Annotated in this window: 23 protein-coding genes and 2 tRNA genes; 11 read left to right on the top strand and 14 right to left on the bottom strand. The window is 38.9% G+C overall.

Translation table 11 applies throughout. The features are described from left to right. Positions 1-17 precede the first annotated feature (17 nt). The 5 genes from rplS to proS all read right to left on the bottom strand — a co-directional run bounded on the left by rplS (position 18) and on the right by proS (position 2639). The gene (gene rplS, locus ABVM49_RS14100) at positions 18-368 is read right to left on the bottom strand and encodes a 50S ribosomal protein L19 (protein ID WP_405202469.1); all 351 of its coding nucleotides are present in this window, start codon (positions 366-368) and stop codon (positions 18-20) included. A 223-nt stretch (positions 369-591) separates the two neighbouring features. Further along, positions 592-843: a 30S ribosomal protein S20 gene (rpsT, locus tag ABVM49_RS14095; protein WP_035328248.1), complete on the bottom strand. Its 252-nt coding sequence runs from the start codon at positions 841-843 to the stop codon at positions 592-594. Between the two features lie 31 nt (positions 844-874). Then, a tRNA-Glu gene (locus tag ABVM49_RS14090) sits at positions 875-946 on the bottom strand. Positions 947-1003: 57 nt separating this feature from the next. Continuing rightward, positions 1004-1075 (bottom strand) — tRNA-Glu (locus tag ABVM49_RS14085). 85 nt (positions 1076-1160) lie between these two features. Beyond that, on the bottom strand, positions 1161-2639 hold the full coding sequence (proS, locus tag ABVM49_RS14080) for a proline--tRNA ligase (RefSeq protein WP_405202468.1): 1479 nt from the start codon (positions 2637-2639) through the stop codon (positions 1161-1163). Positions 2640-2740: 101 nt separating this feature from the next. Between proS and ABVM49_RS14075 the strand changes: the two genes are divergently transcribed. The 3 genes from ABVM49_RS14075 to ABVM49_RS14065 all read left to right on the top strand — a co-directional run bounded on the left by ABVM49_RS14075 (position 2741) and on the right by ABVM49_RS14065 (position 6025). Continuing rightward, positions 2741-3865, top strand: coding sequence for a hypothetical protein (locus ABVM49_RS14075; RefSeq protein WP_405202467.1), 1125 nt, complete (start codon positions 2741-2743; stop codon positions 3863-3865). A 34-nt stretch (positions 3866-3899) separates the two neighbouring features. Beyond that, positions 3900-5423, top strand: coding sequence for an OmpP1/FadL family transporter (locus ABVM49_RS14070; RefSeq protein WP_405202466.1), 1524 nt, complete (start codon positions 3900-3902; stop codon positions 5421-5423). 62 nt (positions 5424-5485) lie between these two features. Beyond that, positions 5486-6025, top strand: a complete 540-nt coding sequence (locus ABVM49_RS14065) for an NADPH-dependent FMN reductase (protein WP_405202464.1) — start codon at positions 5486-5488, stop codon at positions 6023-6025. On the opposite strand, the gene ABVM49_RS14060 is transcribed toward ABVM49_RS14065, so the two are convergent. Continuing rightward, positions 6022-7695, bottom strand: coding sequence for an alpha-amylase family glycosyl hydrolase (locus tag ABVM49_RS14060; RefSeq protein WP_405202463.1), 1674 nt, complete (start codon positions 7693-7695; stop codon positions 6022-6024). The two genes, ABVM49_RS14065 and ABVM49_RS14060, sit on opposite strands and share 4 nt — an antisense overlap. Before the next feature lie 103 nt (positions 7696-7798). On the opposite strand from ABVM49_RS14060, the gene menA reads away from it, so the two are divergent. Further along, the gene (gene menA, locus ABVM49_RS14055) at positions 7799-8701 is read left to right on the top strand and encodes a 1,4-dihydroxy-2-naphthoate octaprenyltransferase (RefSeq protein WP_375252558.1); all 903 of its coding nucleotides are present in this window, start codon (positions 7799-7801) and stop codon (positions 8699-8701) included. Between the two features lie 121 nt (positions 8702-8822). Here the strand turns inward: menA and ABVM49_RS14050 are convergent, their stop codons facing one another. The 4 genes from ABVM49_RS14050 to ABVM49_RS14035 all read right to left on the bottom strand — a co-directional run bounded on the left by ABVM49_RS14050 (position 8823) and on the right by ABVM49_RS14035 (position 12651). Further along, entirely contained in the window at positions 8823-9095 is a 273-nt protein-coding gene (locus ABVM49_RS14050; RefSeq protein WP_038600373.1) for an HU family DNA-binding protein, read from the bottom strand. 186 nt (positions 9096-9281) lie between these two features. Next, on the bottom strand, positions 9282-10232 hold the full coding sequence (gene fmt / locus ABVM49_RS14045) for a methionyl-tRNA formyltransferase (RefSeq protein ID WP_405202462.1): 951 nt from the start codon (positions 10230-10232) through the stop codon (positions 9282-9284). Further along, a complete protein-coding gene (locus ABVM49_RS14040; protein WP_405202461.1) occupies positions 10229-12118 on the bottom strand; it encodes an ATP-dependent DNA helicase RecQ in 1890 nt (629 codons plus the stop codon). Before ABVM49_RS14040 ends, fmt begins: the two co-directional genes overlap by 4 nt. Further along, positions 12115-12651, bottom strand: a complete 537-nt coding sequence (locus tag ABVM49_RS14035) for an AAA family ATPase (protein ID WP_405202460.1) — start codon at positions 12649-12651, stop codon at positions 12115-12117. Before ABVM49_RS14035 ends, ABVM49_RS14040 begins: the two co-directional genes overlap by 4 nt. An 80-nt stretch (positions 12652-12731) precedes the next feature. Here ABVM49_RS14035 and ABVM49_RS14030 point away from each other — a divergent pair, with 80 nt between their 5' ends. From ABVM49_RS14030 to ABVM49_RS14015, 4 genes are all read left to right on the top strand, one after another. Continuing rightward, entirely contained in the window at positions 12732-13022 is a 291-nt protein-coding gene (locus ABVM49_RS14030; protein ID WP_038600378.1) for a DUF493 family protein, read from the top strand. A gap of 138 nt (positions 13023-13160) precedes the next feature. Further along, complete coding sequence (locus ABVM49_RS14025; protein WP_035328269.1) at positions 13161-13811, top strand: DUF4290 domain-containing protein; 651 nt, start codon at positions 13161-13163, stop codon at positions 13809-13811. Between the two features lie 21 nt (positions 13812-13832). After that, positions 13833-15146 (top strand): UDP-N-acetylglucosamine 1-carboxyvinyltransferase, encoded by a 1314-nt coding sequence (gene murA, locus ABVM49_RS14020; RefSeq protein WP_405202459.1) that lies wholly within the window; start codon positions 13833-13835, stop codon positions 15144-15146. A 105-nt stretch (positions 15147-15251) separates the two neighbouring features. After that, positions 15252-16289, top strand: coding sequence for a glycerophosphodiester phosphodiesterase (locus ABVM49_RS14015; protein WP_405202458.1), 1038 nt, complete (start codon positions 15252-15254; stop codon positions 16287-16289). A 1-nt stretch (position 16290) separates the two neighbouring features. Here the strand turns inward: ABVM49_RS14015 and gndA are convergent, their stop codons facing one another. Further along, positions 16291-17700, bottom strand: a complete 1410-nt coding sequence (gndA, locus tag ABVM49_RS14010) for an NADP-dependent phosphogluconate dehydrogenase (RefSeq protein ID WP_405202457.1) — start codon at positions 17698-17700, stop codon at positions 16291-16293. A 188-nt stretch (positions 17701-17888) separates the two neighbouring features. Between gndA and zwf the strand changes: the two genes are divergently transcribed. From zwf to ABVM49_RS13995, 3 genes are all read left to right on the top strand, one after another. After that, positions 17889-19403 (top strand): glucose-6-phosphate dehydrogenase, encoded by a 1515-nt coding sequence (gene zwf, locus ABVM49_RS14005; protein ID WP_038600387.1) that lies wholly within the window; start codon positions 17889-17891, stop codon positions 19401-19403. A gap of 13 nt (positions 19404-19416) precedes the next feature. Next, positions 19417-20124, top strand: a complete 708-nt coding sequence (gene pgl, locus ABVM49_RS14000; protein ID WP_405202456.1) for a 6-phosphogluconolactonase — start codon at positions 19417-19419, stop codon at positions 20122-20124. A gap of 128 nt (positions 20125-20252) precedes the next feature. Then, positions 20253-21893, top strand: a complete 1641-nt coding sequence (locus tag ABVM49_RS13995; RefSeq protein ID WP_405202455.1) for an ABC-F family ATP-binding cassette domain-containing protein — start codon at positions 20253-20255, stop codon at positions 21891-21893. Here the strand turns inward: ABVM49_RS13995 and ABVM49_RS13990 are convergent. The 3 genes from ABVM49_RS13990 to ABVM49_RS13980 are packed head-to-tail and all read right to left on the bottom strand — an operon-like array spanning position 21890 to position 24214. After that, entirely contained in the window at positions 21890-22270 is a 381-nt protein-coding gene (locus ABVM49_RS13990) for an ester cyclase (RefSeq protein WP_405202454.1), read from the bottom strand. The genes ABVM49_RS13995 and ABVM49_RS13990 overlap by 4 nt on opposite strands. Before the next feature lie 14 nt (positions 22271-22284). After that, complete coding sequence (locus tag ABVM49_RS13985; protein ID WP_405202453.1) at positions 22285-22779, bottom strand: VOC family protein; 495 nt, start codon at positions 22777-22779, stop codon at positions 22285-22287. 1 nt (position 22780) lies between these two features. After that, the gene (locus tag ABVM49_RS13980; protein ID WP_038600398.1) at positions 22781-24214 is read right to left on the bottom strand and encodes an amidohydrolase; all 1434 of its coding nucleotides are present in this window, start codon (positions 24212-24214) and stop codon (positions 22781-22783) included. Positions 24215-24288: the final 74 nt, after the last annotated feature.

The following is a 24288-nucleotide window of genomic DNA, read 5'->3' as shown; positions in this document are numbered from 1 at the left end:
AAAATTGTCCAGTAAGACTATCCGCGTCTCTCTTTGATACGAGCTTTCTTACCTGTAAGACCTCTGAAGTAGAAGATACGTGCACGACGTACAACACCTCTTTTGTTTACTTCAATCTTCTGGATAGCTGGAAGGTTAAGCGGGAATACACGCTCTACACCTACAGTACCAGACATCTTACGAATTGTAAAAGTCTGAGTTCTTCCAGTACCTCTTAATTGTAACACAACTCCTCTAAAGAACTGTGTTCTACTTTTTTCACCTTCCTTAATTTCATAGTACACAGTGATAGTATCACCTGCTGCAAAGGTTGGGAAATCATTTTTTGGGATGAATTCGTCTTGTACGAATTTTACTAAATCTTCCATTTTATGGATATTAAAGTGGTTTTACGTTAGGGCAACATTCACGATCATCGTCAGAGGTTAACCTAAGCGGGTGCAATTTTACTTGCGGTTTTAAATTGTTCAAAGTGCGTCTTAATTTTATTCTTTACGCTTTCGCGAAAGCAATATTAAGCAACATTTTAAATAACAAAAAGAACCTCCATAGCCCTATAGAAGTTCTTAGTATGTCTAAAGCGTAGATCTCTTAAAGAGTTGCTACGTGCTTTGCAAGCTTAGATTTAAGGTTAGCAGCTTTATTATTGTGTATAATATTGCGCTTAGCTAACTTGTCAATCATAGAAGCTACAGCAGGATATAAAGCCTGAGCATCTTTTTGCTCAGTCATATCGCGTAATCTTTTGATCGCGTTACGAGTCGTTCTGTGCTGGTAACGATTTCTAAGACGCTTTGCTTCGTTGCTTCTAATTCTCTTTAAAGCTGACTTGTGATTTGCCATTATTGTTTTTTCTAAATAATTATAAAAATTGTAGCCCGTAGGGGAATCGAACCCCTCTTACATGGATGAAAACCATGCGTCCTAGCCGATAGACGAACGGGCCATTAATTCTAGTTTCATATTTCTTAATATAGCCTCTAGAATTGTAAATCAAAAATTGTAGCCCGTAGGGGAATCGAACCCCTCTTACATGGATGAAAACCATGCGTCCTAGCCGATAGACGAACGGGCCTAGAACAATCGCTTAAATTGCGGATGCAAAAATAAACATATTTCTAGATGATACAAACCAATTTGAAAGTTTTTTTAAAACTTTTTTAGTAGGCCTTGGCAAACAGTACTCTACGCAATGATTTTTTACCAGAATACACGCATATACCTTCTTCATTTTTCGCGTTAAGCGGAATACATCTTATTGTTGCTTTTGTTATTTCTTTAATTTTATCTTCAGTCTCGGTAGTGCCGTCCCAATGAGCACTTATAAAACCACCTTTGGTGTCAAGGGTTTCCTTAAAGTCTTCAAAGTTGTCTACAGTTGTTATATGACTATCTCTGTAATCTCTGGCTTTATTATATAAGTTTTCTTGAATTTCTTTAAGTAGCGTTATTACGGTATCTACAACAGTTTCTTTTGCTACAAATTCTTTTGTTAAGGTATCTCTTCGTGCTAATTCTACTGTGCGCTTTTCTAGATCTTTTGGGCCTATGCCTATTCTTAAAGGAACTCCTTTGAGTTCATACTCATTAAACTTCCATCCTGGTTTGTGGGTGTCTCTATTGTCAAATTTTACCGATACACCGTGTAGCTTTAAATCTTGTACAAGTTCATTTGCTACTTGAGATATAGCATCTAGCTGCTCTTGATTTTTATAAATAGGCACTATTACAACTTGAAAAGGTGCTAGATTAGGAGGTAGTACTAAGCCTTGATCATCACTATGAGTCATAATAAGTGCTCCCATAAGTCGTGTTGACACCCCCCAAGAGGTTGCCCAAACGTGCTCTTGTTTTCCTTGGTTTGAAGTAAATTTTACATCAAATGCTTTTGCAAAATTCTGACCTAAGAAGTGCGATGTTCCTGCTTGTAGTGCTTTACCGTCTTGCATAAGCGCCTCTATACAATAGGTCTCATCTGCACCTGCAAAGCGTTCACTTTCTGTTTTAACTCCTTTTATAACCGGTACAGCAAGGAAGTTTTCTGCAAACTCTGCGTACACATTATTCATAAGCTCAGCCTCTTGTAGTGCTTCTTCTTTTGTTGCGTGTGCAGTATGTCCTTCTTGCCATAAAAACTCTGCTGTTCTTAAGAAAAGGCGTGTACGCATTTCCCATCTTACAACATTTGCCCATTGATTAATAAGTAATGGAAGGTCTCTATATGACTGTATCCAGCCTTTGTAAGTATTCCATATAATGGCTTCACTAGTTGGTCTTACTATAAGTTCTTCTTCTAGCTTTGCGTTTGGGTCGACAATAAGTTTAGAAGAGTCCTCAGGGTCTGTTTTTAACCTATAGTGTGTTACTACGGCACATTCTTTTGCAAAACCTTCTGCATTTTTCTCTTCTGCCTCAAATAAACTTTTTGGTACAAATAATGGGAAGTAAGCATTCTCGTGCCCAGTCTCTTTAAACATACGGTCCAGCTCTGCTTGCATTTTTTCCCAGATTGCGTAACCATATGGTTTTATAACCATACACCCACGTACAGCAGAGTTTTCTGCAAGGTCTGCTTGAACTACTAGTTCATTATACCATTTTGAATAATCTTCACTTCTTTTTGTGAGTTTCTTGCCCATAAAAATCTATTTTGGCACAAATATTGTGACTTCTCTTAACGTAAAATTACCAAGCGAAATTAGGTATTTTTACACCAAGCAACAATTAAAACAGCACCGATATGAATTTTTCTACATCACTCAGAACTTCAATTAAGAGTTTATCTTTATCTGCACTTGCAGCTACATTACTTGTTGCTTGTAGTGCCTCACAGCAAGTTTATGATGACGATGGTATATACAGCAGTAATGAATCTGCTAATGCCACTTCGCAAGAAGCAACTTCTTCTAACGGATCAAATACTCAAGTTTATAAGAACTATTTTGAAAAAGGTGCACAAGAGCTCGGTGAGTTAGAAGGAGAGGGAGCTATATTCACAGATATAGAAGAATATTCTTCTGAAGAAAGCAATGCTATCTACGTAGATGGAACAGATTTTGAATCTGCTACTGGCTATGGTGCTTGGGGTGATGAGGTTCAAGATGTGCAGGTTACAATCTATAACAATAGTCCTATTTGGGGATGGAATCGCTGGGGTGGTTTAGGTTGGAACGGTGGTTTAGGCTGGGGTAGAGGCTTTGGATGGGGAGGAAACTTCTGGTCCCCTTGGTATGGAGGTGCTTATTACAATCCTTTTTGGGGAGGTGGATTTGCTTACTACAGTCCATTCTACTACTATGGTAACTTTAATCGTTTTAATAATTTTAACTACGGGTATGCAAATCATAGGTATAATGGTAATCGAGTGGCTTATAGTGCTGGTAGAAGATCTATAAATAGTTCTGGAAGAAGAATGGGCGCAACAGATGCTATTGCTGCCTCAAGGTCGAGACTAAGAACTTCATCTAGAAGTAGAGCAACTTACAGCCGTAACAAAGGCACAGCAAGACCTACTTCGAGCCGTAATGGTACGTATAGAAATGGAGTGTCTAGAGGCACGCCTAATAGTGCACAAAGACCATCTACAGGTTCTAGACCTAATACGTACTCAAGACCTTCTTCAAGAACAAGACCTACAACAAGGCCTAATAGCCGCCCTACTAGACCTAGTGGAACTCAATCAAGACCTTCTTCAAGACCTAGCGGAAGTAAAGCAAGGCCATCTTCTAGACCATCAAGACCAACGTCTAGACCAAGCTCTTCATCTAGAAGGAATTCTTATAGCAGACCGTCTTCTTCTTCATCTCGAAGTAGCGGATCAAGATCTACTTCAAGTTCAAGCAGAAGCGGAGGTCGTAGAGGATAATCCTACACAGTTCATTTAGCAATAAAAACTACATATGAAAAAATTATTTTTAATACTGGCCATTTCAGCCTCAGGAACAACTTTTGCCCAAAGTATAGCAGAAGCACTTAATTATAGTACTTCAAACACAACAGGTACAGCCAGGTATAGAGCGATGGGTGGTGCCTTTGGAGCACTAGGTGGTGACCTTAGTGCAATAGGTGATAATCCAGCCTCAAGTGCTGTATTTACAAAAGGAACGGTTTCTTTCTCTTTGTCTAATGACAATTTAGATAACACAACCACATTTTTAGGAAATAGTACGAGCTCTTCAGACACAGATCTTTCCCTTAACCAAGCAGGAGGAGTTTTTATCATAGATGGAGCTGGAAACTCGGGATGGAATAAATTTTCTTTAGGATTTAACTATGACCGCATAGGCAACCTTGACAATCAATATAGAGCTATAGGCACTAATACTAACTCGATATCGTCATATTTTTCAGATTTTGCGCAAGGAGTACCTCTTGATTTACTAGAAACTCTTGACGGTGAGTCTGTGACTGATTTATATCAATTTCTAGGAGAGACTGAAGGTTTTGGAGCACAGCAAGCATTATTAGGATATCAATCATTTATTCTTGATCCCTTAACAAATGATCCAGGCAATACAGAGTATTTTGTAAATACGGTAGGCGAAGCCTATGAGCAAGAGTATCTATTTGCTTCAGAAGGGTATAGCGGCAAAGCTTCATTTAACATTGGAGCGCAGTATAATGATAATCTTTACGTAGGCCTCAACTTAAACTCTCATTTTTTAGATTATAATCAATCTACGGTGCTGTTTGAGTCTAACGATGCTGGCCCAGATGAGGGATTTACAAACGTTACCGATATTCGTTTTGAAAATAATTTAAGAACTATAGGAAGCGGCTTCTCTTTTCAACTAGGAGCAATTTCAAAAGTAACTAATAATTTAAGAGTAGGAATTACATATGACTCTCCTACTTGGACAACAATAGATGAAGAAACCACACAAAGAATCACAACCACCGCGGTAGATGATGCAGGTGTATTTACTACTGTAGTTAACCCTAGAGTAACTAATGTATATGAAAGTTATGAAATTAAATCTCCTGGAAAATATACAAGTAGTGTCGCATATCTTTTTGGAAAAAAAGGACTTATAAGTTTAGATTACTCATATAAAGATTACACTGCCTTAAGTTTTAGACCGGAGAGTGATGCCTTCTTTAATGCTCAAAATGCTGCAATAGATAATTTACTCCGGCCAGTAAATGCACTCAAGCTAGGAGGAGAGATAAGGGCACAAGAGTGGAGCTTTAGAGCGGGTTACAGATATGAAGATAGCCCTTTTAAAGATGAAACAACCGTAAGTGAGTTAACAGGTTATTCGGCAGGTGTAGGTTATAATTTTGGAAATGTAAAAGTAGATGTTGCTTATGACAATTTCACACAAGATCGCACTACTTCTTTGTACAGTACGGGCTTGACCAATAGCACGACAGTGGCAAGTGATAATACATCTATTATAGCAACACTTACACTAAGCTTATAAAAGTCATCAATTCATCAATCATAAAAAAGACTATCTTCGGGTAGTCTTTTTTTTATAACTGTATGGGATCAATAATAGCATTATCAGGAAGTAACAGCACAAAATCTATAAATACTAAACTACTAGATTATGTAGTATCTAGTATACACAATCATAAGGCTGCAAGCTTATCACTCTTATCTTACGATATACCTATGTATAATCTTGACCTAGAGCAAGAGCGCGGTATTCCCGTAGATATACAGATTATTAAAAATAAAATTGCCGAAGCAGATGGTGTCATAATTGCCGTAAATGAACACAACGGAATGATATCTGCCTTTTTTAAAAACATATTTGACTGGCTTTCACGTGCAGACCGTAATTTTCTAGCCGGTAAAAAACTTCTTGTGGTAAGTACCTCTCCGGGAGCTCGCGGTGCAGCCTCTGCTTTAAATTATATAAAAGAGACAGCACCACGTTTTGGAGGTGAGGTAGTAGAGAGTTTTAGCTTCCCATCATTTCAAGATAATTTTGATAGTACAGAATCAGGCATAACAAATCCTGATCTTGAGATGGGTATTAGCCAAGTTGTAGCTTCTTTTTTACAAGCACTAGATTAGTAATCTCTAGCAACTTCAAGTAGTACTATACTGTAAGGCGTGTCTAGCGATACCTTTCCATTCATTGCGGTAACCTCTTTTCCTGAGTATGCGTCTCTAAGTTTTTCCGCTTTCGCGAAAGCGTTACCCACCACAATTTCCTTTTTACCCACAGCTAGGTCTAAACCTACGACTACTGTATCTGTAAAGTTGTCTTTTGTAAATGCTCTTTTAAAGACATAAGGAGTCTCGCTAAGCATCTCGTGAGTACCTGCACCCACCGACGGATGATTCTTTCTAAAAACACCTAGTTTTTGCCAGTGAGAGAGTACATCACCTGTAGTCTTTGTATCTATTGAGTCCCAGTTCATAAAACTTCTCAAAGTTGCATCGCCTTGAGTACCTTCTATAGTGAGGTCACGTGCCGTCTCATCACCATAATAAACTTGAGAGATACCTGTCGTTAGGAGGAGTTTTGTGCCAGTTTCTATAGCTTTAGTGCGGTCTTTGTCAAATGGTTGCCCATCATCGTGAGAGGTTGCGTAGTTTACAAAACTCTTGTCTAGAAATAGCGAGTCTTTTATGGAAGCATATTTATTAAATAAGGACTCATAGTTACCCTGCGCATCATACTTAAATTGAAAGTTGATGAGGTTATCAAATCCATTTTCGAAATAGTTTACCTTTTTATCACCAAAATCATAAGCAAGTCCGCCGTCTACAGAGTAGTTATACACTTCGCCAAACATAAAGAAGTCTGTGTCATCTAGTACTAGATCTGGGTTGTTGGTCTTAAAATCTGCAAATGCTTTATCTGCTTGAGTACGCAACACCACCCAAGACTCTTCATCTACGTGTTTTGTTGTGTCTACTCTAAAAGCATCTACACCATACTCTCGTATATAATCTGTAAGCCATTTTATGATATAGTTACGTGGTGTCTTTTTAAGATTATTTGAAACAAAGTAGGCATCTAGCTCTGCAATTTCTTCTTCATAGCGTCCTTCTTTTTTCCACTTTTCTATAAGCGTGGGAGGTAGTGTTACCTCTTCTGAGCTCTCTGTGAGTATGTCTGGTAAATTTTCTACAAGGCTGCAAGCTGTTGTGTTCTCATAAGTGCTAAAAGCGCAGTTAGGATTTTCTCTAGCCCAATCTGTACCCCAGAAAGGATCTTGCTCTGTTACCGGTCCTGTATGATTAAGAACCACATCCATAACGATGCGTATATCATTAGTATGTGCCGTCTCTATAAGCTCTTTGAGGTCCTCTTTTGTCCCAAAGTTGGGGTCGAGAGCCGTCCAGTCTTTTGTCCAGTACCCGTGATAGCCATAAGTAACACCTGTACCTTCATCTACCGGGCCGTGTACCTGCTCAACCACAGGAGTAAACCAGATGGCATTAATTCCTAAATCTGTAAAATAACCCTCTTTAATTTTTTTTGTGATTCCTTTTATGTCTCCTCCTTCAAAACCTCTCAAAGTGGCAGTTTCTTCTAATCTATTAAAATTAACATCATTTGATGTGTCTCCGTTATAGAAACGATCTGTGAGGAGGAAGTACATATTTGAAGCCTCCCAAAAGAAGGGTGCTTTCTCCTTTACTGGGGCTGTAGCAACAGTAGTTTCTTCCTTTTTACAAGCTATAAGTAAAAGAATTACAGAGGCGCTTAGTAGTGCATATTTTAGTTTCATAACGATGGGTGTTTTAATAGTAGCTAATCTAGTAAATCCTTTTGAAAGTTGAGACGAGTAGATGCCTAAAGAAAATAGTACATTTACGCACTTAAAATATTTTATGCCTTCATTTAAAGTCTGGCTTAGTGCTGCTCGCCCTCGTACCTTACCGCTCTCTATAGCTGGTATACTAGTAGGTGGTGGCCTAGCGTTACAAGAAAATGCTTATAATGGTCTCATCTTTGGCCTTGCTATACTAGCTACACTGGGGTTTCAAATCTTATCAAATTATGCAAATGATTATGGAGATGGGGTAAAAGGTACAGATAATGATGAGCGTGTGGGACCTGCAAGAGCAATGCAAAGCGGTTTACTTACTGCGGCACACCTTAAAAAGGCCATTATAATTACTTCTAGTATCACAGTAGTGATTGTACTAAGTTTAATTTACAGCGCCTTTGGTAAAGATCAATTTCTGTTATCATTGTTATTTTTATTGCTGGGTATTGCAGCCATTATTGCAGCCATAAAGTATACCGTAGGTAGAAGTGCTTATGGATATAAAGGATTAGGAGATGTATTTGTCTTTTTATTTTTTGGACTTGTAGGAGTGTTGGGTTCTTTCTTTTTATTTACACAATACATACATTTCATACATATATTGCCCGCTATAACAATAGGTGCACTTTCTGTAATGGTATTACATCTCAATAATATGCGCGATCGTGTGTCTGATACTCGTGTGGGTAAAAACACCCTAGCCGTAATTTTAGGGCAGAAGGGAGCCGTGCGTTACCATAACATCTTGTTTCTAGTAGCGATTTGTTGCTGGGTGAGTTTTATAGCCTTGAGGGCAACAGATCTTTTAGACTATATATCTATCATAGCATTTTTACCGCTGGTTAAGCATATGCTTACGGTAAGAAATACAGAGGAGCACGCCTTGCTTGATCCAGAGTTAAAAAAAGTGGCGTTGTCTACATTTTTACTTGCCGTGCTATTCTTTGTGGGGAGTTACTTTTAAATGTAGTTGTTACGCTTTCGCGAAAGCGTATTAAAAACCATTATAGTTCTAGTACTTACAAATACGACAAAAAAAAAGGAAGCATTACTGCTTCCTTTCTTTATATAACACTTAAAATCGACTAGTTTACAGAAGATGCAAGCTCAGATCCAGCTTTAAATTTTACTACATTTTTTGCAGCGATCTTGATAGTTTTTCCAGTTTGAGGATTTCTTCCTTCACGAGCATTACGCTTAGATACAGACCAAGATCCAAAACCTACTAGAGAAACACGTCCTCCTTTTTTAAGAGTACCTTCAACGTCTCCTAAGAAAGATTCTAATGCTTTTTTTGCTGCAGCTTTAGTGATACCAGCGTGCTCTGCCATTCCGTCGATTAATTCTGATTTGTTCATAATATAATTTGTTAATTAATTAATTGTGGTTAAACTGTATGTTTAATTCCCTAACAAATTTATACGGATTATTCGCCTACGCAAGCAATAGCAAGGGAAATCGGGGTTTTTGTTAATAAGTCAACCCGATTGTTGATAAAGATGGGGCTATTTTTTAATTCTCTTAATGCCTATGGTTACAGGGGTTTAGCGCATTTTGGCATTTTTATCAAACTTATAGCCATTAAGAAGGTCCTTTACGGCCATCTTTTTCTTGCCAGAAAGTTGCATTTCTGTAATACATATGTAACCTTCTGGAGTTGCAATAGCGAGATGGTCATCTACCTGCGTTACGGCTCCTGAGGGAATGAGCATTTCTTTATCCGCTTTCGCGAAAGCGCTATAAATTTTTACGCGTTGCTCCTTACCACCATTTTCTAGTATGGTATAAGCAGCAGGGTAAGGGCTGAGCCCTCTTATATGATTGTAGATTTCTTGGAGTGGAGCGTCCCAGTTTATTCTCGTATTCTCACTATGTAACTTGTAAGCAGTCTTTAATTCTTTTGATGAGTCTTGTATATGAGTTTTTACATCATCTCGCTCAATTGCCTTAACTGTTTTAATCACGAGCTCTTTACCCGCTATCATAAGACGGTCGTGCAGGTGACCGGCATTTTCTTTATCATCTATAGCAACAGGCTCTTGTAATATTATCTCACCTGTGTCTATTTTTTCATCTATAAAAAAGGTAGTTACACCTGTTTCTGTCTCACCGTTTATAATCGCCCAGTTTATAGGCGCTGCACCACGATATTGAGGAAGTAATGATGCGTGTAAGTTAAATGTGCCATAAGCAGGCATTTTCCATACCGCTTCTGGTAACATTCTAAAGGCAACCACAATTTGAAGGTTTGCTTTAAGTGCTTCAAGTTCTTCTAGAAAAGATTCGCTCTTAAGATTAGTAGGTTGTAAGATGTTGAGGTTTCTAGCTTTTGCAAATGCCTTGACATGGCTCTCTCGTATTTTTTGTCCTCTACCTGCTGGTCTATCTGGTGCCGTAATTACACCTACTACGTTATATCCTTCGTCTAGTAAACCGTGTAAGATGGTCACTGCAAACTCTGGCGTGCCCATAAAAACTATGCGTAAATCTCTCATAATAAGGTGTATGTGTTATTAGGTAAAATGGCTATTTTTTTCTGTTCCAAAAGTAGTCGAATAGAATTGATTATTGTCTGTTGTGGGTATGCTAGTTGTGCAATTTCGCGTGAACTTTTCGCACCTCCTTTAAGTAAATCTATAATGGCATTATCTATAGATGTTCTGGTTTTTATAACTGTACGGTTTCTGCATACATCACAATTACCACAAGGCTCATCAAGCACTTCGTCAAAGTAATGCATAAGCTGTATAGCTCTACACGTAGTGTCATTTGCTATATAATCTTTAACGGCTTGTACTTGGTTTTTCTTGTAGTTTTCTTGGGTTTTTATAAAGGGAGCAATCACATTAATAGTACGGTCATCTTCTCTAGGGACTAAAAAGGTGATTGCCGTGTCAAAGTTTTGATGCTCGTAATCTATTATATCATCTTGGTCTAGCGTGAGGAGCACTTGATGTACTTGCTCTAGAGTTTTGCTAGCTTTATTTGCAATGATATTATAGTTGATATTAGTCACCTGTTCAAAGACTGCTCCATACGTACGTAATACAGCCTTTACAACATCGTCTAGTTGATTGTTTCTTAGTAAATAATAGGTGAGTGCAAAGTCATTTACTTTAAAGTTGATAGTTGCTCTCTTTGTAAACTCTTGAGATAAACTTATGACGCTATTGCGATCTAATACCTGTAAGGCATTATAGGTAAGAATGGTGTGTAATTTATAAGCGCCACAAAACTCACTAAAGTTAAAGCGGTGTAAGCTATCTTGTCCTTCTCCGTATGAGATTTGAAAATAGTTTACTAGATGTTTATAGGTTTTTTTTACCGTATGAGTGTCTGGTATTACTTTAAGAAACTGGTTTTCTAGACGTACCTCGTCGTTCTCATTATACAGTAATACGGCTTGAGATTCTTGACCTGCCCTTCCTGCTCTTCCTGCTTCTTGAAAGTAGTTTTCTATACTATCAGGAATTTCTAAGTGCACTACGGTATCTACATCTGCTTTATCTATTCCCATACCAAAGGCACTTGTACCCACCATTACCTGTACTTTATTTGTACGCCAGGCTAAGTATTGTTTATGACGCTCCTCCCGAGACATACCTCCGTGATATGAGGTGGCTGTGATGCCTCGTCCCTTTAAAAAATGAGCTGTATTAAGTGTTGCCTTTCTATTACGTACATATACAATAGCGCTTTGTTGTGTGTTTGCGAGTACGGTTTCTAGCTCATAAAACTTATCTGTAGCAAGTCGTATTTTATATGTGAGGTTCTTTCTGTGATATGAAGTTTTAAATAATCGTGGTTGTTTGAGATCTAGTAAACTAGTGATATCCTTAAGCACCTTAGTTGTAGCAGTGGCGGTGAGAGCAATAATGGGGCAGTTAGGTTTTAAAGCTCTAAGTTTTGAAATATCTCTATATACCGGTCTAAAATCGTGACCCCATTGCGAGATACAGTGAGCCTCATCTACAGCAATAAGGCTTACATTCATAAGCTTTATGCGTTCTTGCACTAGTTCTTGCTGTAAGCGTTCTGGTGATAGGTATAGGAGCTTATAGTTGCCATAAATACAATTATCAAGTAAGGTGTCTAGTTCTCCATAGCTTATACCACTTGTAATAGACAGTGCTTTTATCCCTTTTTCTTGAAGCCCCATCACTTGATCTTTCATCAAGGCTATGAGTGGCGATACTACAATAGTAATTCCATCTAATAGAAGTGAGGGCAGCTGGTAACATAGTGACTTGCCACCGCCAGTGGGTAATAAAGCAATGCTATCCTCACCAGCAAGTACGTTTTTTATAATCTCTGCTTGTTGCGGTCTAAAATTACTATGACCCCAGTATGTGGTGAGTATATCTTTTGCTTTATCTATCAAGAAGTAAGTGTGTTAAGTATAAATTGTGCTCTCTCTTCTACAGGACCAGTAGGTACAGGTATAGGTGAGTAGCCATACTGTTTATATGTCTGTACAAGATGTTCTTCTATTTCTTTTGCTTGGTCAAAGGTTTCATAACGTTCTTGATCAATCACGTGTATTTTTTCCCAAGTAGGTAATATAAAAACAAGATCATAAATATGTGCTTTACAAGCCTCAATAAAATCTTCTGGATATTCTTGATTTACAAAGTCCATATATGCCACCGTGTCAGGTATGCCGCGATCTATAAAAACAAAATCATTTTTAAAATCCTCTACATCCTTAAATTGCTTGATACGAGCATCTCTTAACAGGGTAGAAAAGAGTAATGGCTTCTCTAAAAAAAGCTGGTCAATGCCCTCCTTTTGAGCATTGCTTATCACTTGTCGTGATATTTCTTCTAGGCAGGCATAGCCTAGATTTTCTAAGTGATTAAGTAATGTTGTTTTTCCTGTAGAAGGGCCACCTATGAGGAGTATTCTTTTTGGCATAAAAATGGTAATCTTTAAAGCAAAATTAAGCAAACTACAGAGAATGTGATTTCAGTATCTTTGCAATAGAAAATAAGAAGATGGATTCAGGAAAGAAAACAGAAGAATTTTACACAAAATTAAAAGCACAGCTAGCAGACACTTCAATGTGGCCAGCACCATATTTGTATAAATTTATAGTACCAGCAAGCGCCGAAAAGGAAGCACAAATCGTAAAGATTTTTGATCATCTAGGTGCCGTCATAAAGAAAAATGCATCACGCACAGGTAAGTACACTAGCGTTTCTATAAACGTGCGTATGAAAAACCCAGACGCGGTTATAGCAAAGTATAAAGAAGTGGCAGAGGTAGAGGGTGTTATCTCTTTATAGGGTGTGATTACGCTTTCGCGAAAGCGTACTTATAACAAATAACTGTTATCAATTTATTAAACCTGTAAGCATTTATACAAATTTTAGTATTTTGCAGGTGTCTTTACATAAAAGATAACTTCACTTAATTTTTTACAATTGATAGATCAATTAGAGTACAACACGGAGAGAGTCCATCTCATCATACCCGAGTACGGGCGCCATATTCAAAAAATGGTAAATGATGCGACGGCAATGGAAGACGCCGAAGAGCGTAACAAAACTGCAAAAGCAATTATTGCGGTGATGGGTAATTTACAACCGCACTTGCGTGATGTACCAGATTTTCAGCATAAATTATGGGATCAGTTATTTATAATGTCTGATTTTAAACTAGATGTAGAGTCTCCTTATGGAAAACCATCTAGAGAAGAGCTTGCAGAGCGTCCAGAACCTCTAGAGTACCCACAAAATCATCCCAAATATCGTTTTTATGGTAATAACATAAAGCGTATGATAGATGTAGCGGTCTCTTGGGAAAAAGGAGAGATGCGTGAAGGGCTTGCAATGACTATTGCAAACCATATGAAAAAGTGTTTTTTAAACTGGAACAAAGACACCGTAGAGGATGATGTAATCTTTGATCACCTTTTTGAACTTAGTAACGGTGAGATTAACCTTAAAGAACGTGACGAGCAGTTACGTGATTCTGATAGATTAATACGTGCTAATAAAAAGGCTAAAGCTGCAGACAATCCAGTAAAGAAAAGAAATTATTCAAAAAACAATAACCGTAAGAAGCGTTATTAAAAAATATACCTCAATCTACCTATGGCAACATTTCAGATAGAAGGCGGTCACCAGCTTAAAGGTGATATTCAACCACAAGGAGCAAAAAACGAAGCATTACAAATACTATGTGGCGTACTGCTTACTCCTGAAAAAGTAACCATTAGTAACGTACCAGACATTATAGATGTAAACAAGCTCATTATGATCTTGCAAAATCTAGGTGTAAAGGTTGAGAAAATAGAAAAAGGTGTTTTTACCTTTCAGGCAGATGAGCTAGATCTTGATTATCTAGAAAGCGAGAAATTTAAGAAAGAAGGAAGCGGTCTACGTGGTTCTATAATGATTGTAGGGCCTTTACTAGCACGTTTTGGTAAAGGATATATTCCTCGTCCGGGTGGTGATAAAATAGGTCGCCGTCGTCTAGATACGCACTTTGAAGGGTTTATAAAATTAGGAGCAAAATTTCGCTACAACCGTGAGGAACGTTTTTATGGAGTAGAAGCTCCAGAAGGTCTCACAGGTACCTATATGTTACTAGATGAAGCTTCGGTTACTGGTACTGCAAACATTGTAATGGCAGCTGTACTTGCAAAAGGAACAACTACAATTTATAATGCCGCTTGTGAACCGTATTTACAGCAACTCTGTAAGATGATGGTGCGTATGGGAGCAGATATAAAGGGTATAGGTTCTAATATGTTAATTATAGAAGGAGTAGAAAAACTAGGTGGTTGCGATCACCGCGTTTTACCAGATATGATTGAGATAGGCTCGTGGATAGGTCTTGCTGCGATGACTAAAAGTGAGATAACAATCAAAAACGTGAGCTGGGATGATCTAGGTGTGATTCCTAACACCTTTAGAAAACTAGGTATCACATTAGAGCGTAAAGGAGATGATATTTATATTCCTGCTCATACAGATGGGTATGTGGTTGAGTCATATATAGATGGGTCGTTTATGACCATTGCAGATGCGCCTTGGCCAGGTTTTACACCAGACCTACTAAGTATCATACTCGTTGTGGCTACGCAGGCAAAAGGTGAACTTATGGTGCACCAAAAGATGTTTGAAAGCCGTCTTTTCTTTACAGATAAGCTTATAGATATGGGAGCAAAAGTGATACTTTGTGACCCACACCGTGCAACCGTAATAGGACACAATTTCCAGTCTACACTTAAAGCAACAACAATGACATCGCCAGATATACGCGCTGGTATCTCATTACTTATAGCAGCCTTAAGTGCAAAAGGAACATCTACCATTCATAATATCGAGCAAATAGATCGTGGGTATGAAAATATAGATGAGCGTCTTAGAGCCATAGGAGCCAAGATTACAAGAATAGATTAATCTGATTATTATAGATATAACAAAGGCGCAAATTTAATTTGCGCCTTTTTTTGTTAATGTCATTTCTAAAACGATCTGTATATTACAGTAAAAGTTGAAAATCCCGTGACAAAAAGCAAACCCATAATCATAGCGCATAGAGGTGCACAGTCTATCTATCCAGAGCATACAATGCAAGGATACAAAATGGCAGTACAACTAGGTGCAGATTATATTGAGCCAGACCTTGTGATGACTAAAGATGGTGTGCTCATAGCCCGTCACGAGCCATTTATATCTACTACAACAAATGTCTCAACACTACCACAGTATGCAAATCGTAAGACTACAAAGCTCCTTGATGGCGTTCCTGTTACAGACTGGTTTGTGTCTGATTTTACCCTTGTAGAGTTAAAAACATTACGAGCTAGACAGTCGTGGGCAAACAGAACGCACGAGTACAATGACCTTTTTGAGATACCTACCTTTGAGGAGATTCTCGCTTTCGCGAAAGCGCACAAAACCACAGCAGGAAACCCCGTAGGAGTTTACCCAGAACTGAAACATCCTACCTATCATAAAGCGCTTGGTTTACCTATGGAAGATCATTTTTTAAAAATGATTAATGCGGCAGGTTATAACAGCAAAGAGTCCTCTATCTATGTACAATGTTTTGAGGTTGCAACCTTGCAATACTTGCGTTCAAAAAGTGATGTAAAACTCATACAACTATTAGGCGCAGCTGGTGTTGCAGAAGATGGAAGTCTACTATTTACAAAAGAAGATGGAAGTTATGACCCAGAAGGTCAACCATATGATTTTGTAAAAAATAAAGATAAGCGCTCATACCAGTTTTTTACAACAAAAGAAGGTATGGAGTTTATGGCAACCTATGCAGATGCTGTAGGCCCTTGGAAACCTTTTATTATCTCTGTAAACTCAAATGGTGTATTAACCCCAGTAACAAACTTTGTAGCGCTGGCTCATAGACACAATCTTGAGGTGCATCCTTACACCTTTAGAAATGAAGATACCAAGTGGGTGAGAGATACTAATCATATAGATGAGTATCTACGCTTTTTTGAAGCAGGTGTAGATGGTGTCTTTAGCGACTACACAAATGAGGCAGTCGCTGCTAGAAGTAAATTTTTAAAAAGTCACTAGTTTATTTCTCCCACTCTGTGTGAAAAATACCCTCACGATCTAGTCGCTCATACGTGTGTGATCCAAAATAATCTCGCTGCGCCTGTATCACATTAAGTGGTAGTCGTGTTGAGGTATATGCGTCAAAATACGTGAGTGAGTTAGATAATCCTGGTAGGGGTATCCCATTTACAGCACCAAAGGCTACAAGCTCTCTTGCCGCATCTACCGTATCTTGAATTTTTGGAATAAATGATGGTGACAGTAACAGGTTAGGTAGCTTACTATCTTCTGTAAAGGCATCAGTAATATCTGCCAGTAGCTTTGCTCTTATGATACATCCTGCACGCCATATCTTTGCAATAACCGCGATATCTAGGTCATAACCATACTCCTTAGATGCATCTGCGAGTTGATGTAATCCTTGTGCGTAGGTGATTATGTAAGAGAAGTAAAGTGCTTTTTCTGTAAGGTCAGTAAGTTTTTCTTTTGCCATCGTAGCAACCTCCGGGCGGTCATAAAGCGAGTCTGCAACGGTGCGCTCATCCTTAAGTGCAGAGATCTCACGCATACTTACAGCAATATCTATAGAGGGTACTGGTATACCTAGATCCATTGCGTTTTGCGATGTCCATTTTCCAGTTCCTTTTTGCTTTGCTTTATCTAGTATTTGATCTACTAGGTCACCATCTGTGAGGGTGTCTTTTTCGGCAAAAATTTCTGAGGTTATTTCAACCAGAAAAGATTGTAGTCTTCCCTCATTCCAAGACTTATATGTCTCGTGTAATTCTTGATTACTTAGTTTTCCAGCCTTTTTAAGCACGTCATACATTTCAGACGTGAGTTGCATAAGTCCATACTCAATACCGTTATGTACCATTTTTACATAGTTTCCGGCAGATTTTGGTCCAAGGTATGCTACACAAGGTTCGCCATTATATTTGGCAGATACTGCTTCAAAAATAGGTTGTACGGCTGCATAGCCAGGTTTTGATCCTCCAGGCATTATGCTTGGGCCTTTACGAGCTCCTTTTGCACCACCAGAAACACCAGCGCCAAAAAAGTGTATTCCCTTTTCGGCAAGGTAGGCTTCTCTTCGGTCTGTGTCTGTAAAGAAGGAGTTTCCTCCATCTATAATGATATCACCTTTATCTAAGTGCGGTAAGAGACTTTCTATCACGATGTCTACTACTTTTCCGGCAGGGACGAGTAACATAATTTTACGTGGTGATGAGAGCGCTTTCGCGAAAGCGGAAACCTCTACAGTCGCATTTACTTTATCTACATTGCCGCCTTCATCTATGAGTGCTTGTACCTTTTCTGTATCAAGATCATTACCCATTGCTGTAAAACCATTATCTGCAACGTTAAGTATAAAGTTACGTCCCATAACGCCTAGTCCTACTAAGCCAAAATCATAAGTATTTTCCATAATTGATCTTTCTTTTACTACAAAACAACACCGCCTTGTAGCCGAAATTTTGTCTGTTACAATACACCACGCATCGCACATCAAAAATAGTGGAAAAATATTGGTTTTTTGTGGGTAAGTGGTGTCAAAGTCCGTTGGGAATGGTGTAAAGTTTCAATACTTTTGACCTGAAATAAAACTAGCTCATTATGCGCAAGACAGAGAATCAATTATTAGTCATTTTTGGCGCATCGGGAGACCTCACTGCCCGTAAATTAGTTCCTGCATTATATAAGCTTTATAAAGACAAGCATTTACCAGAGCACTTTGCTGTGCTAGGGGTGGCGCGCAGCTTTATGACAGATGAGGAGTTTAGAAAACGTGTAGCTTTAGAGAGTAAGTATCTTGATGACAGCGAGGAGTTTATAGCTGCATTTTCAGAAAAGCTGTTTTATGAGGATCTTCATAAAAAGTACGATGTAGATTATAGGGAGCTTAACGAGCGTATTCAAGATCTTAATACGACGTATCAATGCGATAATAACATCATATTTTATTTATCTACACCGCCTAGTTTATTTGAAGCCATTGCAAAAAATCTAACAGCAAAGGGACTTAATGATGAGCGCCTAGGGTGGAAACGCCTTATTGTAGAGAAGCCCTTTGGTTACAGTCTTGAGACTGCAAAGTCACTTAACGAGGGATTACACAGATATTTTAAAGAATCACAGATTTATAGAATAGATCATTACCTAGGTAAAGAGACTGTTCAAAATATACTCGTCACACGATTTGCAAACAGTATTTTTGAACCTTTATGGAACCGTGATTACATACACCACGTAGAGATTACAAATGCAGAGAGTGGAGGCGTAGAGTCTAGAGGCGGTTATTATGACAAGTCTGGAGCACTTAGAGATATGTTTCAGAGTCACTTATTGCAGCTTGTGGCCCTTATTGTTATGGAGCCACCGCTCAGTGCAAACCCTGAGGAGATACGTAATGAAAAGATGAAAGCCCTTAAGTCTCTACGATTAATGACTGACCCAAAGGTGCTGGAAGAAAATACCATACGCGGTCAATATCTAGCCTCAGAAATAGAAGGAGAGAAAGTAAAAGGATACAGAGAAGAGGTAGATGTAGATCCAGATAGTACTACAGAGACCTATGCCGCTGTCAAGTTTTATGTAGATAACTGGAGATGGGCAGATGTGCCATTTTATGTGCGTACGGCAAAGCGTATGCCTACTAAGGTTACAGAAGTGGTGATACACTTTAAGTCTCCACACCATCAGATTTTTAAAAATTCTGATATGAATAAGGATAATAAACTCATTATACGCATACAGCCAGATGAGGGAATCTTAGTAAAATTTGGTGTAAAAGTACCAGGTCAAGGATTTGCAGTAGAGCGTGGTAATCTAGATTTTTATTATGAAAGCCTAGGTGACGAGTCACATATTATGGAGGCTTATGAGCGTTTATTACTAGACGCAATGCAAGGTGATGCTACCTTGTATGCCCGTGCAGATGAGGTAGAGGCAGCCTGGAGATTTACAGACCCTATCTTAGATCACTGGAAAAAAGGTGATGCAAAAATTTATGGATACTCTGCTGGTGTGTGGGGACCACAACACGCAGATGAGCTTATAGAAGGAAAGAGTATGTGGCGTAACCCTTGTGAGAACCTCGCAGACGATGCTGGATATTGCGTTATAGAATAACTAAAGAAACAAGATGAAACTACATATATCAAAAACTAAAAGCGACGTTGCTCAAGATTTTGCAAAATTTCTAATGGACCTTGCAAGTGATAAAGAGTCTATTACAGTAGCCCTTTCTGGAGGAAGCACACCAAAAATAGTTTTTGATTATCTCGCGGCTAACTATAAGGAAACAGACTGGTCAAAATTCCACTTTTACTGGGGTGATGAGCGCTGCGTACTTCCTACAGATGAGCAGAGTAATTATAAAATGACGGTAGATCACTTGTTTTCTAAAATTGAACTACCAGAGGCAAACATACACCGCATACTAGGAGAAAATATTCCAGAGGCAGAGGCGGTGCGTTACTCAAAAGAGCTAGAACAAACTCTAGCTTCAGAAAATGAGGTGCCACAATTTGACCTTGTGATTTTAGGAATGGGAGACGATGGGCATACGGCATCTATATTTCCGCACGAGATAGGTCTTTGGGATTCAGAAAACTGGTGTGAGGTAGCCACACACCCAGAATCTGGGCAGCAGCGTGTAAGTATTACAGGCGATGTTATAAACAATGCAAAGACTGTAGCATTTCTTGTCACGGGAGCTTCAAAACAAGAAAAGGTTAAGGTAATTATTAATAAAGAAGATAACTTTCTTGATTACCCTGCAAGCCTAGTCTCACCTCAATCTGGCGAGCTGCACTGGTTTATGGATGAAGAGGCGACCTTGCAGTTATAAATTATCGGTCCTATTTAACTTATTTCTTTTAGAAGTCTTCTTGGGATAATTACGCTTTCGCGAAAGCGTAATAAAAAGCTACATCATACCTCTTGATTTAATTACTTTTGCACACTTAAATTAATACAATGATAGCAGTAGATAATCTTGCAGTAGAGTTTAGCGGAGATACACTTTTTAGTAATGTTTCTTTCACCATAAATGAAAATGACAAAATTGCCCTTATGGGTAAAAATGGTGCGGGTAAGTCTACTATGATGAAGATTATTGCTGGTGTACAGAAAGCCACACGTGGTAACGTGCGTACGCCCAAGGATGCTGTCATTGCATACCTGCCGCAACACCTCCTTACAGATGATGATTGTACGGTTATAGAGGAGGCTTCAAAGGCGTTTTCTACCGTGCTAGATATGAAGGCAGAGATGGATCGTCTCAATAAAGAGCTCGAGACACGCACAGATTATGAGTCTCAAGAGTATATGGATATCATTACTAAGGTGACAGATATCGGTGAGAAATTTTATGCTATTGAGGAGGTAAATATAGAAGAAGAGGTAGAGAAGGCGCTAAGAGGTTTGGGTTTCAAAAGGTCAGACTTTAATAGGCCTACCAGTGAGTTTTCTGGAGGGTGGCGTATGCGTATTGAGCTCGCCAAAATTTTACTTAAAAAGCCTGATCTTATACTACTTGATGAGCCTACTAATCACGTAGATATTGAGTCGGTAATTTGGCTAGAAGATTTCTTACTTAACAAGGCAAAAGCCGTTATTGTGATCTCTCACGATAAGGCGTTTATAGATAATATTACAAACCGTACCATAGAGGTTACGATGGGACGCATTTATGATTATAAAGCAAACTACTCTCACTATCTTGAGTTGCGTGCAGACCGCCGCTCACATCAAATAAAAGCGTACCAAGAGCAGCAAAAATTTATCGCAGATAACCAGGCATTTATAGACAGGTTTAAAGGAACTTACAGTAAGACAAATCAAGTCTCATCTAGAGAACGTATGCTCGAGAAGCTTGAGATCATTGAGATAGATGAGGTAGATAACTCAGCACTTGCACTTAAGTTTCCGCCGGCACCGCGCTCTGGAGATTTCCCTGTAAAGGTAAAAGAGCTCACAAAAAAATATGATGATCATACCGTTTTTAGTAATGCAAGTATGGATATCGCTCGAGGCGAAAAAGTAAGTTTTGTAGGTCGAAACGGCGAGGGAAAATCTACAATGATTAAAGCCATTCTGGGCGAGATAGAAGTAGAAGGAGATTGCGAACTAGGTCATAATGTAAAAGTGGGGTACTTTGCTCAAAATCAAGCAGCGCTACTAGATCCAGAGCTCACTATCTTCCAGACGGTAGATGAGGTTGCAAAAGGAGATATGCGCACACAGATTAAAAATATCCTTGGGCGTTTTATGTTTTCTGGTGATGCGATAGATAAAAAGGTAAGTGTACTCTCAGGAGGAGAAAAGACGCGCCTTGCGATGGTAAAACTATTACTAGAGCCTGTAAATCTCTTAATACTAGATGAGCCTACAAATCACTTAGATATAAAATCAAAAGATGTGCTTAAGGAGGCGTTACAAACTTATGATGGCACCCTCATACTTGTCTCTCACGATAGAGATTTCTTGCAAGGCTTATCAAAAAAAGTATTTGAGTTTAAAGAAAAGCGAGTGATAGAACATTTTGAAACAATAGATGCTTTCTTAAAGCGTAATCGCATAGAAAACCTAAAAGAGATAGATCTTATGAAGTCTTAATACATCGTATTAGGATTTGCACTTTTTTCTGGCACCTGTTGTATAGAGTCCCAGTGTTCTACAATTTTTAGATTGTTATCAAATCTAAAAAAGTCCATCGTGATGTATTGATCATTACCCGGCCATACTTGATGTGTATGTAAGGCAACGAGGTCATCTTCGGCAATGGCGCGTACAAAGTTAATTGACTTTTCGGGATACTCAGCCTGCATTCTTTTAAAGTAATCTATAAACCCTTGTGTGCCATTTGCCACATCTGGGTTGTGCTGTATATACTCATCTCCTACATAGAGCTCAACAGCCTTTTTAGGGTTGCCCTCATAAGCCATTTTGTAAAAGTTAATAGCATTTTCTTTCATCTGTGCGCGTGTGTCCATAGCTTTTGCTTTAGTTAAAATTGGTTACCATCATTTACTTCTACCCAGTAACCGTCTGGGTCTTGTATATATAATTGTCTCACCTTATCCGGGCGTGTTGAGATTGCGTTTTTAGTACCTGGCCAGTCATAATAATCTAGATTGTAGTTTATAATGCTTTCGCGAAAGCGGTCAAAATCCCGCACAGCAAGCGCCAGGTGTACTCCTTTTGGAATACGTTTATCTAGGCTATCTACCTCGATAATGTGTAACTCTTGTGTGCTGCCTAGTCTAAACCAGCGTATGTGGGGTTGCTCTGTGCCATCTTCTATTTCTTGTAAGCCAAATATCTTTTGGTAGAAATCAACACTTCTCTCTAGATCATTTACATTTATTGCATAGTGATCTATAGCCACTTCTATTTGTTGTGTTGTAGCCCCACTTGTGTCTATTGGTGCTTGCTCCTTACAACTCTGGATGAAAAAAGCAGTAGCAACAAGTGCTACTGCTTTGATATGTATATTTTTCATATTATTTACCTTGATCTACTGGTGGTGGTCCTGGAGGAACAATAGCTTCATAAACGGCATCACCTTTACGCTCTTTATACTCTGCTTTTACCTCTTCTACAAGTTTTGGGTTTTCAAAAAGGTCTAGCATTGTCATACCCATTGCCTTGCTGGCATAGGTCATTCCTTTATGTCCTATAGACATACCGCCACAGGCTACAACTGCCCACGAGTGCCACGGTGTATCCTTAGGAGCCGTAGTTACACCTAGATTAATGTTTGCTACATTCCAGCTTACATCTCCTACATCTGTGCTTCCGCCACCTGGGTTTTCTCTAGTTTCTTCAAGGGGCTTGATTGCGCTATCCATACCTACTTGTGGTTTTCCTGTTACTTCTTGTATCTTTTTACCAAAGGCGATTTCTTCTGGAGTGTATGTGATAGGGCCTAGCAGCTCTAAGTTTTTTTGCATTGCTGCTCCACCGGTTCTGTTTACTAGCACTTCATAAATACCAGAAATGAGAGATACTTTATAATCTACATTTGCAAGTATGGCGGCACCTTCTGCCATTTCTTGTACGCGCTTGTATACTGGCATCATTCCTTTGCGTTCTGTGTCACGCACGCGCATCCATAATCTCGAGTAATCTGGTACCACGTTTACTACTTGTCCGCCATCTTGTATGTGATAGTGCATACGTACCGTAGGTTTTACGTGCTCACGGTAGTAGTTTATACCTGTTGTATAAAGTTCTAATGCATCTGAGGCAGAGCGACCATTCCAAGGGTCTGCGCTGGCGTGTGCTGCTTGACCAAAAAATTCTATTTTAAAATCTACAAGGGCAAGTGAGCTTTGTACATCTGCCTTAATTTCGGCAGCTGGGTGCCACGATACATTTACATCTACACCGTCCCAAACGCCGTCACGTACCATCCATATTTTTCCAAAGAATTTTTCTTCAGATGGGGTACCCATAAATTTTACAGTTCCTTTTATTTTTCCTGCTTCTATTTGCTCTTTAATAGCAATTGCTGCCCCTAGACTTGCCGCACCAAACATATTGTGACCACAACCGTGACCAGCCTGCCCCTCGTTAAGCGGATTTTTAGTAGGCTCTGTTTTTTGAGAGAGTCCTGGTAATGCGTCAAACTCGCCTAGTACACTTATCACTGGGCTACCAGATCCATAGGTAGCAACAAAGGCAGTAGGCATACCAGCAACGCCGCGCTCTACGGTAAACCCTTGTTTTTCTGCATAGTCTGCTAGAATTTTAGCCGATTGTGTTTCTTCAAAGGCAGTTTCTGCCAGTGCCCAGATCTCGTCTGAGATGCGTATGAGTTCTTTTTCGTGTTTTTCGACAGAGGCAATTACGGCCTTCTTGTTTACAGACATCTTTTGAGCAGAGAGGCTCAACGTCATAAGTCCTAATGCGTAGAGGAGTACTTTTTTCTTCATAAAATGGTTGATTTATAGTAGCTTCTAAGATAGTAAAAAAGGATAAGACAAATTTCTTACCCATTATAGCTACT

The organism is Dokdonia sp. LLG6352-1 (assembly GCF_045055815.1).
Lineage (GTDB): Bacteria > Bacteroidota > Bacteroidia > Flavobacteriales > Flavobacteriaceae > Dokdonia > Dokdonia donghaensis.
Note: the sequence above shows the minus strand (reverse complement) of the source record. Positions and strands in the feature narration are given on the sequence as shown.

Excerpts from the sequence above, each read along its gene's own strand:
- rplS (WP_405202469.1), bottom strand. The coding sequence starts at position 368 with ATGGAAGATTTAGTAAAATTCGTACAAGACGAATTCATCCCAAAAAAT.
- rpsT (WP_035328248.1), bottom strand. The coding sequence starts at position 843 with ATGGCAAATCACAAGTCAGCTTTAAAGAGAATTAGAAGCAACGAAGCA.
- proS (WP_405202468.1), bottom strand. The coding sequence starts at position 2,639 with ATGGGCAAGAAACTCACAAAAAGAAGTGAAGATTATTCAAAATGGTAT.
- ABVM49_RS14075 (WP_405202467.1), top strand. The coding sequence starts at position 2,741 with ATGAATTTTTCTACATCACTCAGAACTTCAATTAAGAGTTTATCTTTA.
- ABVM49_RS14070 (WP_405202466.1), top strand. The coding sequence starts at position 3,900 with ATGAAAAAATTATTTTTAATACTGGCCATTTCAGCCTCAGGAACAACT.
- ABVM49_RS14065 (WP_405202464.1), top strand. The coding sequence starts at position 5,486 with ATGGGATCAATAATAGCATTATCAGGAAGTAACAGCACAAAATCTATA.
- ABVM49_RS14060 (WP_405202463.1), bottom strand. The coding sequence starts at position 7,695 with ATGAAACTAAAATATGCACTACTAAGCGCCTCTGTAATTCTTTTACTT.
- menA (WP_375252558.1), top strand. The coding sequence starts at position 7,799 with ATGCCTTCATTTAAAGTCTGGCTTAGTGCTGCTCGCCCTCGTACCTTA.
- ABVM49_RS14050 (WP_038600373.1), bottom strand. The coding sequence starts at position 9,095 with ATGAACAAATCAGAATTAATCGACGGAATGGCAGAGCACGCTGGTATC.
- fmt (WP_405202462.1), bottom strand. The coding sequence starts at position 10,232 with ATGAGAGATTTACGCATAGTTTTTATGGGCACGCCAGAGTTTGCAGTG.
- ABVM49_RS14035 (WP_405202460.1), bottom strand. The coding sequence starts at position 12,651 with ATGCCAAAAAGAATACTCCTCATAGGTGGCCCTTCTACAGGAAAAACA.
- ABVM49_RS14030 (WP_038600378.1), top strand. The coding sequence starts at position 12,732 with ATGGATTCAGGAAAGAAAACAGAAGAATTTTACACAAAATTAAAAGCA.
- murA (WP_405202459.1), top strand. The coding sequence starts at position 13,833 with ATGGCAACATTTCAGATAGAAGGCGGTCACCAGCTTAAAGGTGATATT.
- gndA (WP_405202457.1), bottom strand. The coding sequence starts at position 17,700 with ATGGAAAATACTTATGATTTTGGCTTAGTAGGACTAGGCGTTATGGGA.
- zwf (WP_038600387.1), top strand. The coding sequence starts at position 17,889 with ATGCGCAAGACAGAGAATCAATTATTAGTCATTTTTGGCGCATCGGGA.
- pgl (WP_405202456.1), top strand. The coding sequence starts at position 19,417 with ATGAAACTACATATATCAAAAACTAAAAGCGACGTTGCTCAAGATTTT.
- ABVM49_RS13995 (WP_405202455.1), top strand. The coding sequence starts at position 20,253 with ATGATAGCAGTAGATAATCTTGCAGTAGAGTTTAGCGGAGATACACTT.
- ABVM49_RS13990 (WP_405202454.1), bottom strand. The coding sequence starts at position 22,270 with ATGGACACACGCGCACAGATGAAAGAAAATGCTATTAACTTTTACAAA.
- ABVM49_RS13985 (WP_405202453.1), bottom strand. The coding sequence starts at position 22,779 with ATGAAAAATATACATATCAAAGCAGTAGCACTTGTTGCTACTGCTTTT.
- ABVM49_RS13980 (WP_038600398.1), bottom strand. The coding sequence starts at position 24,214 with ATGAAGAAAAAAGTACTCCTCTACGCATTAGGACTTATGACGTTGAGC.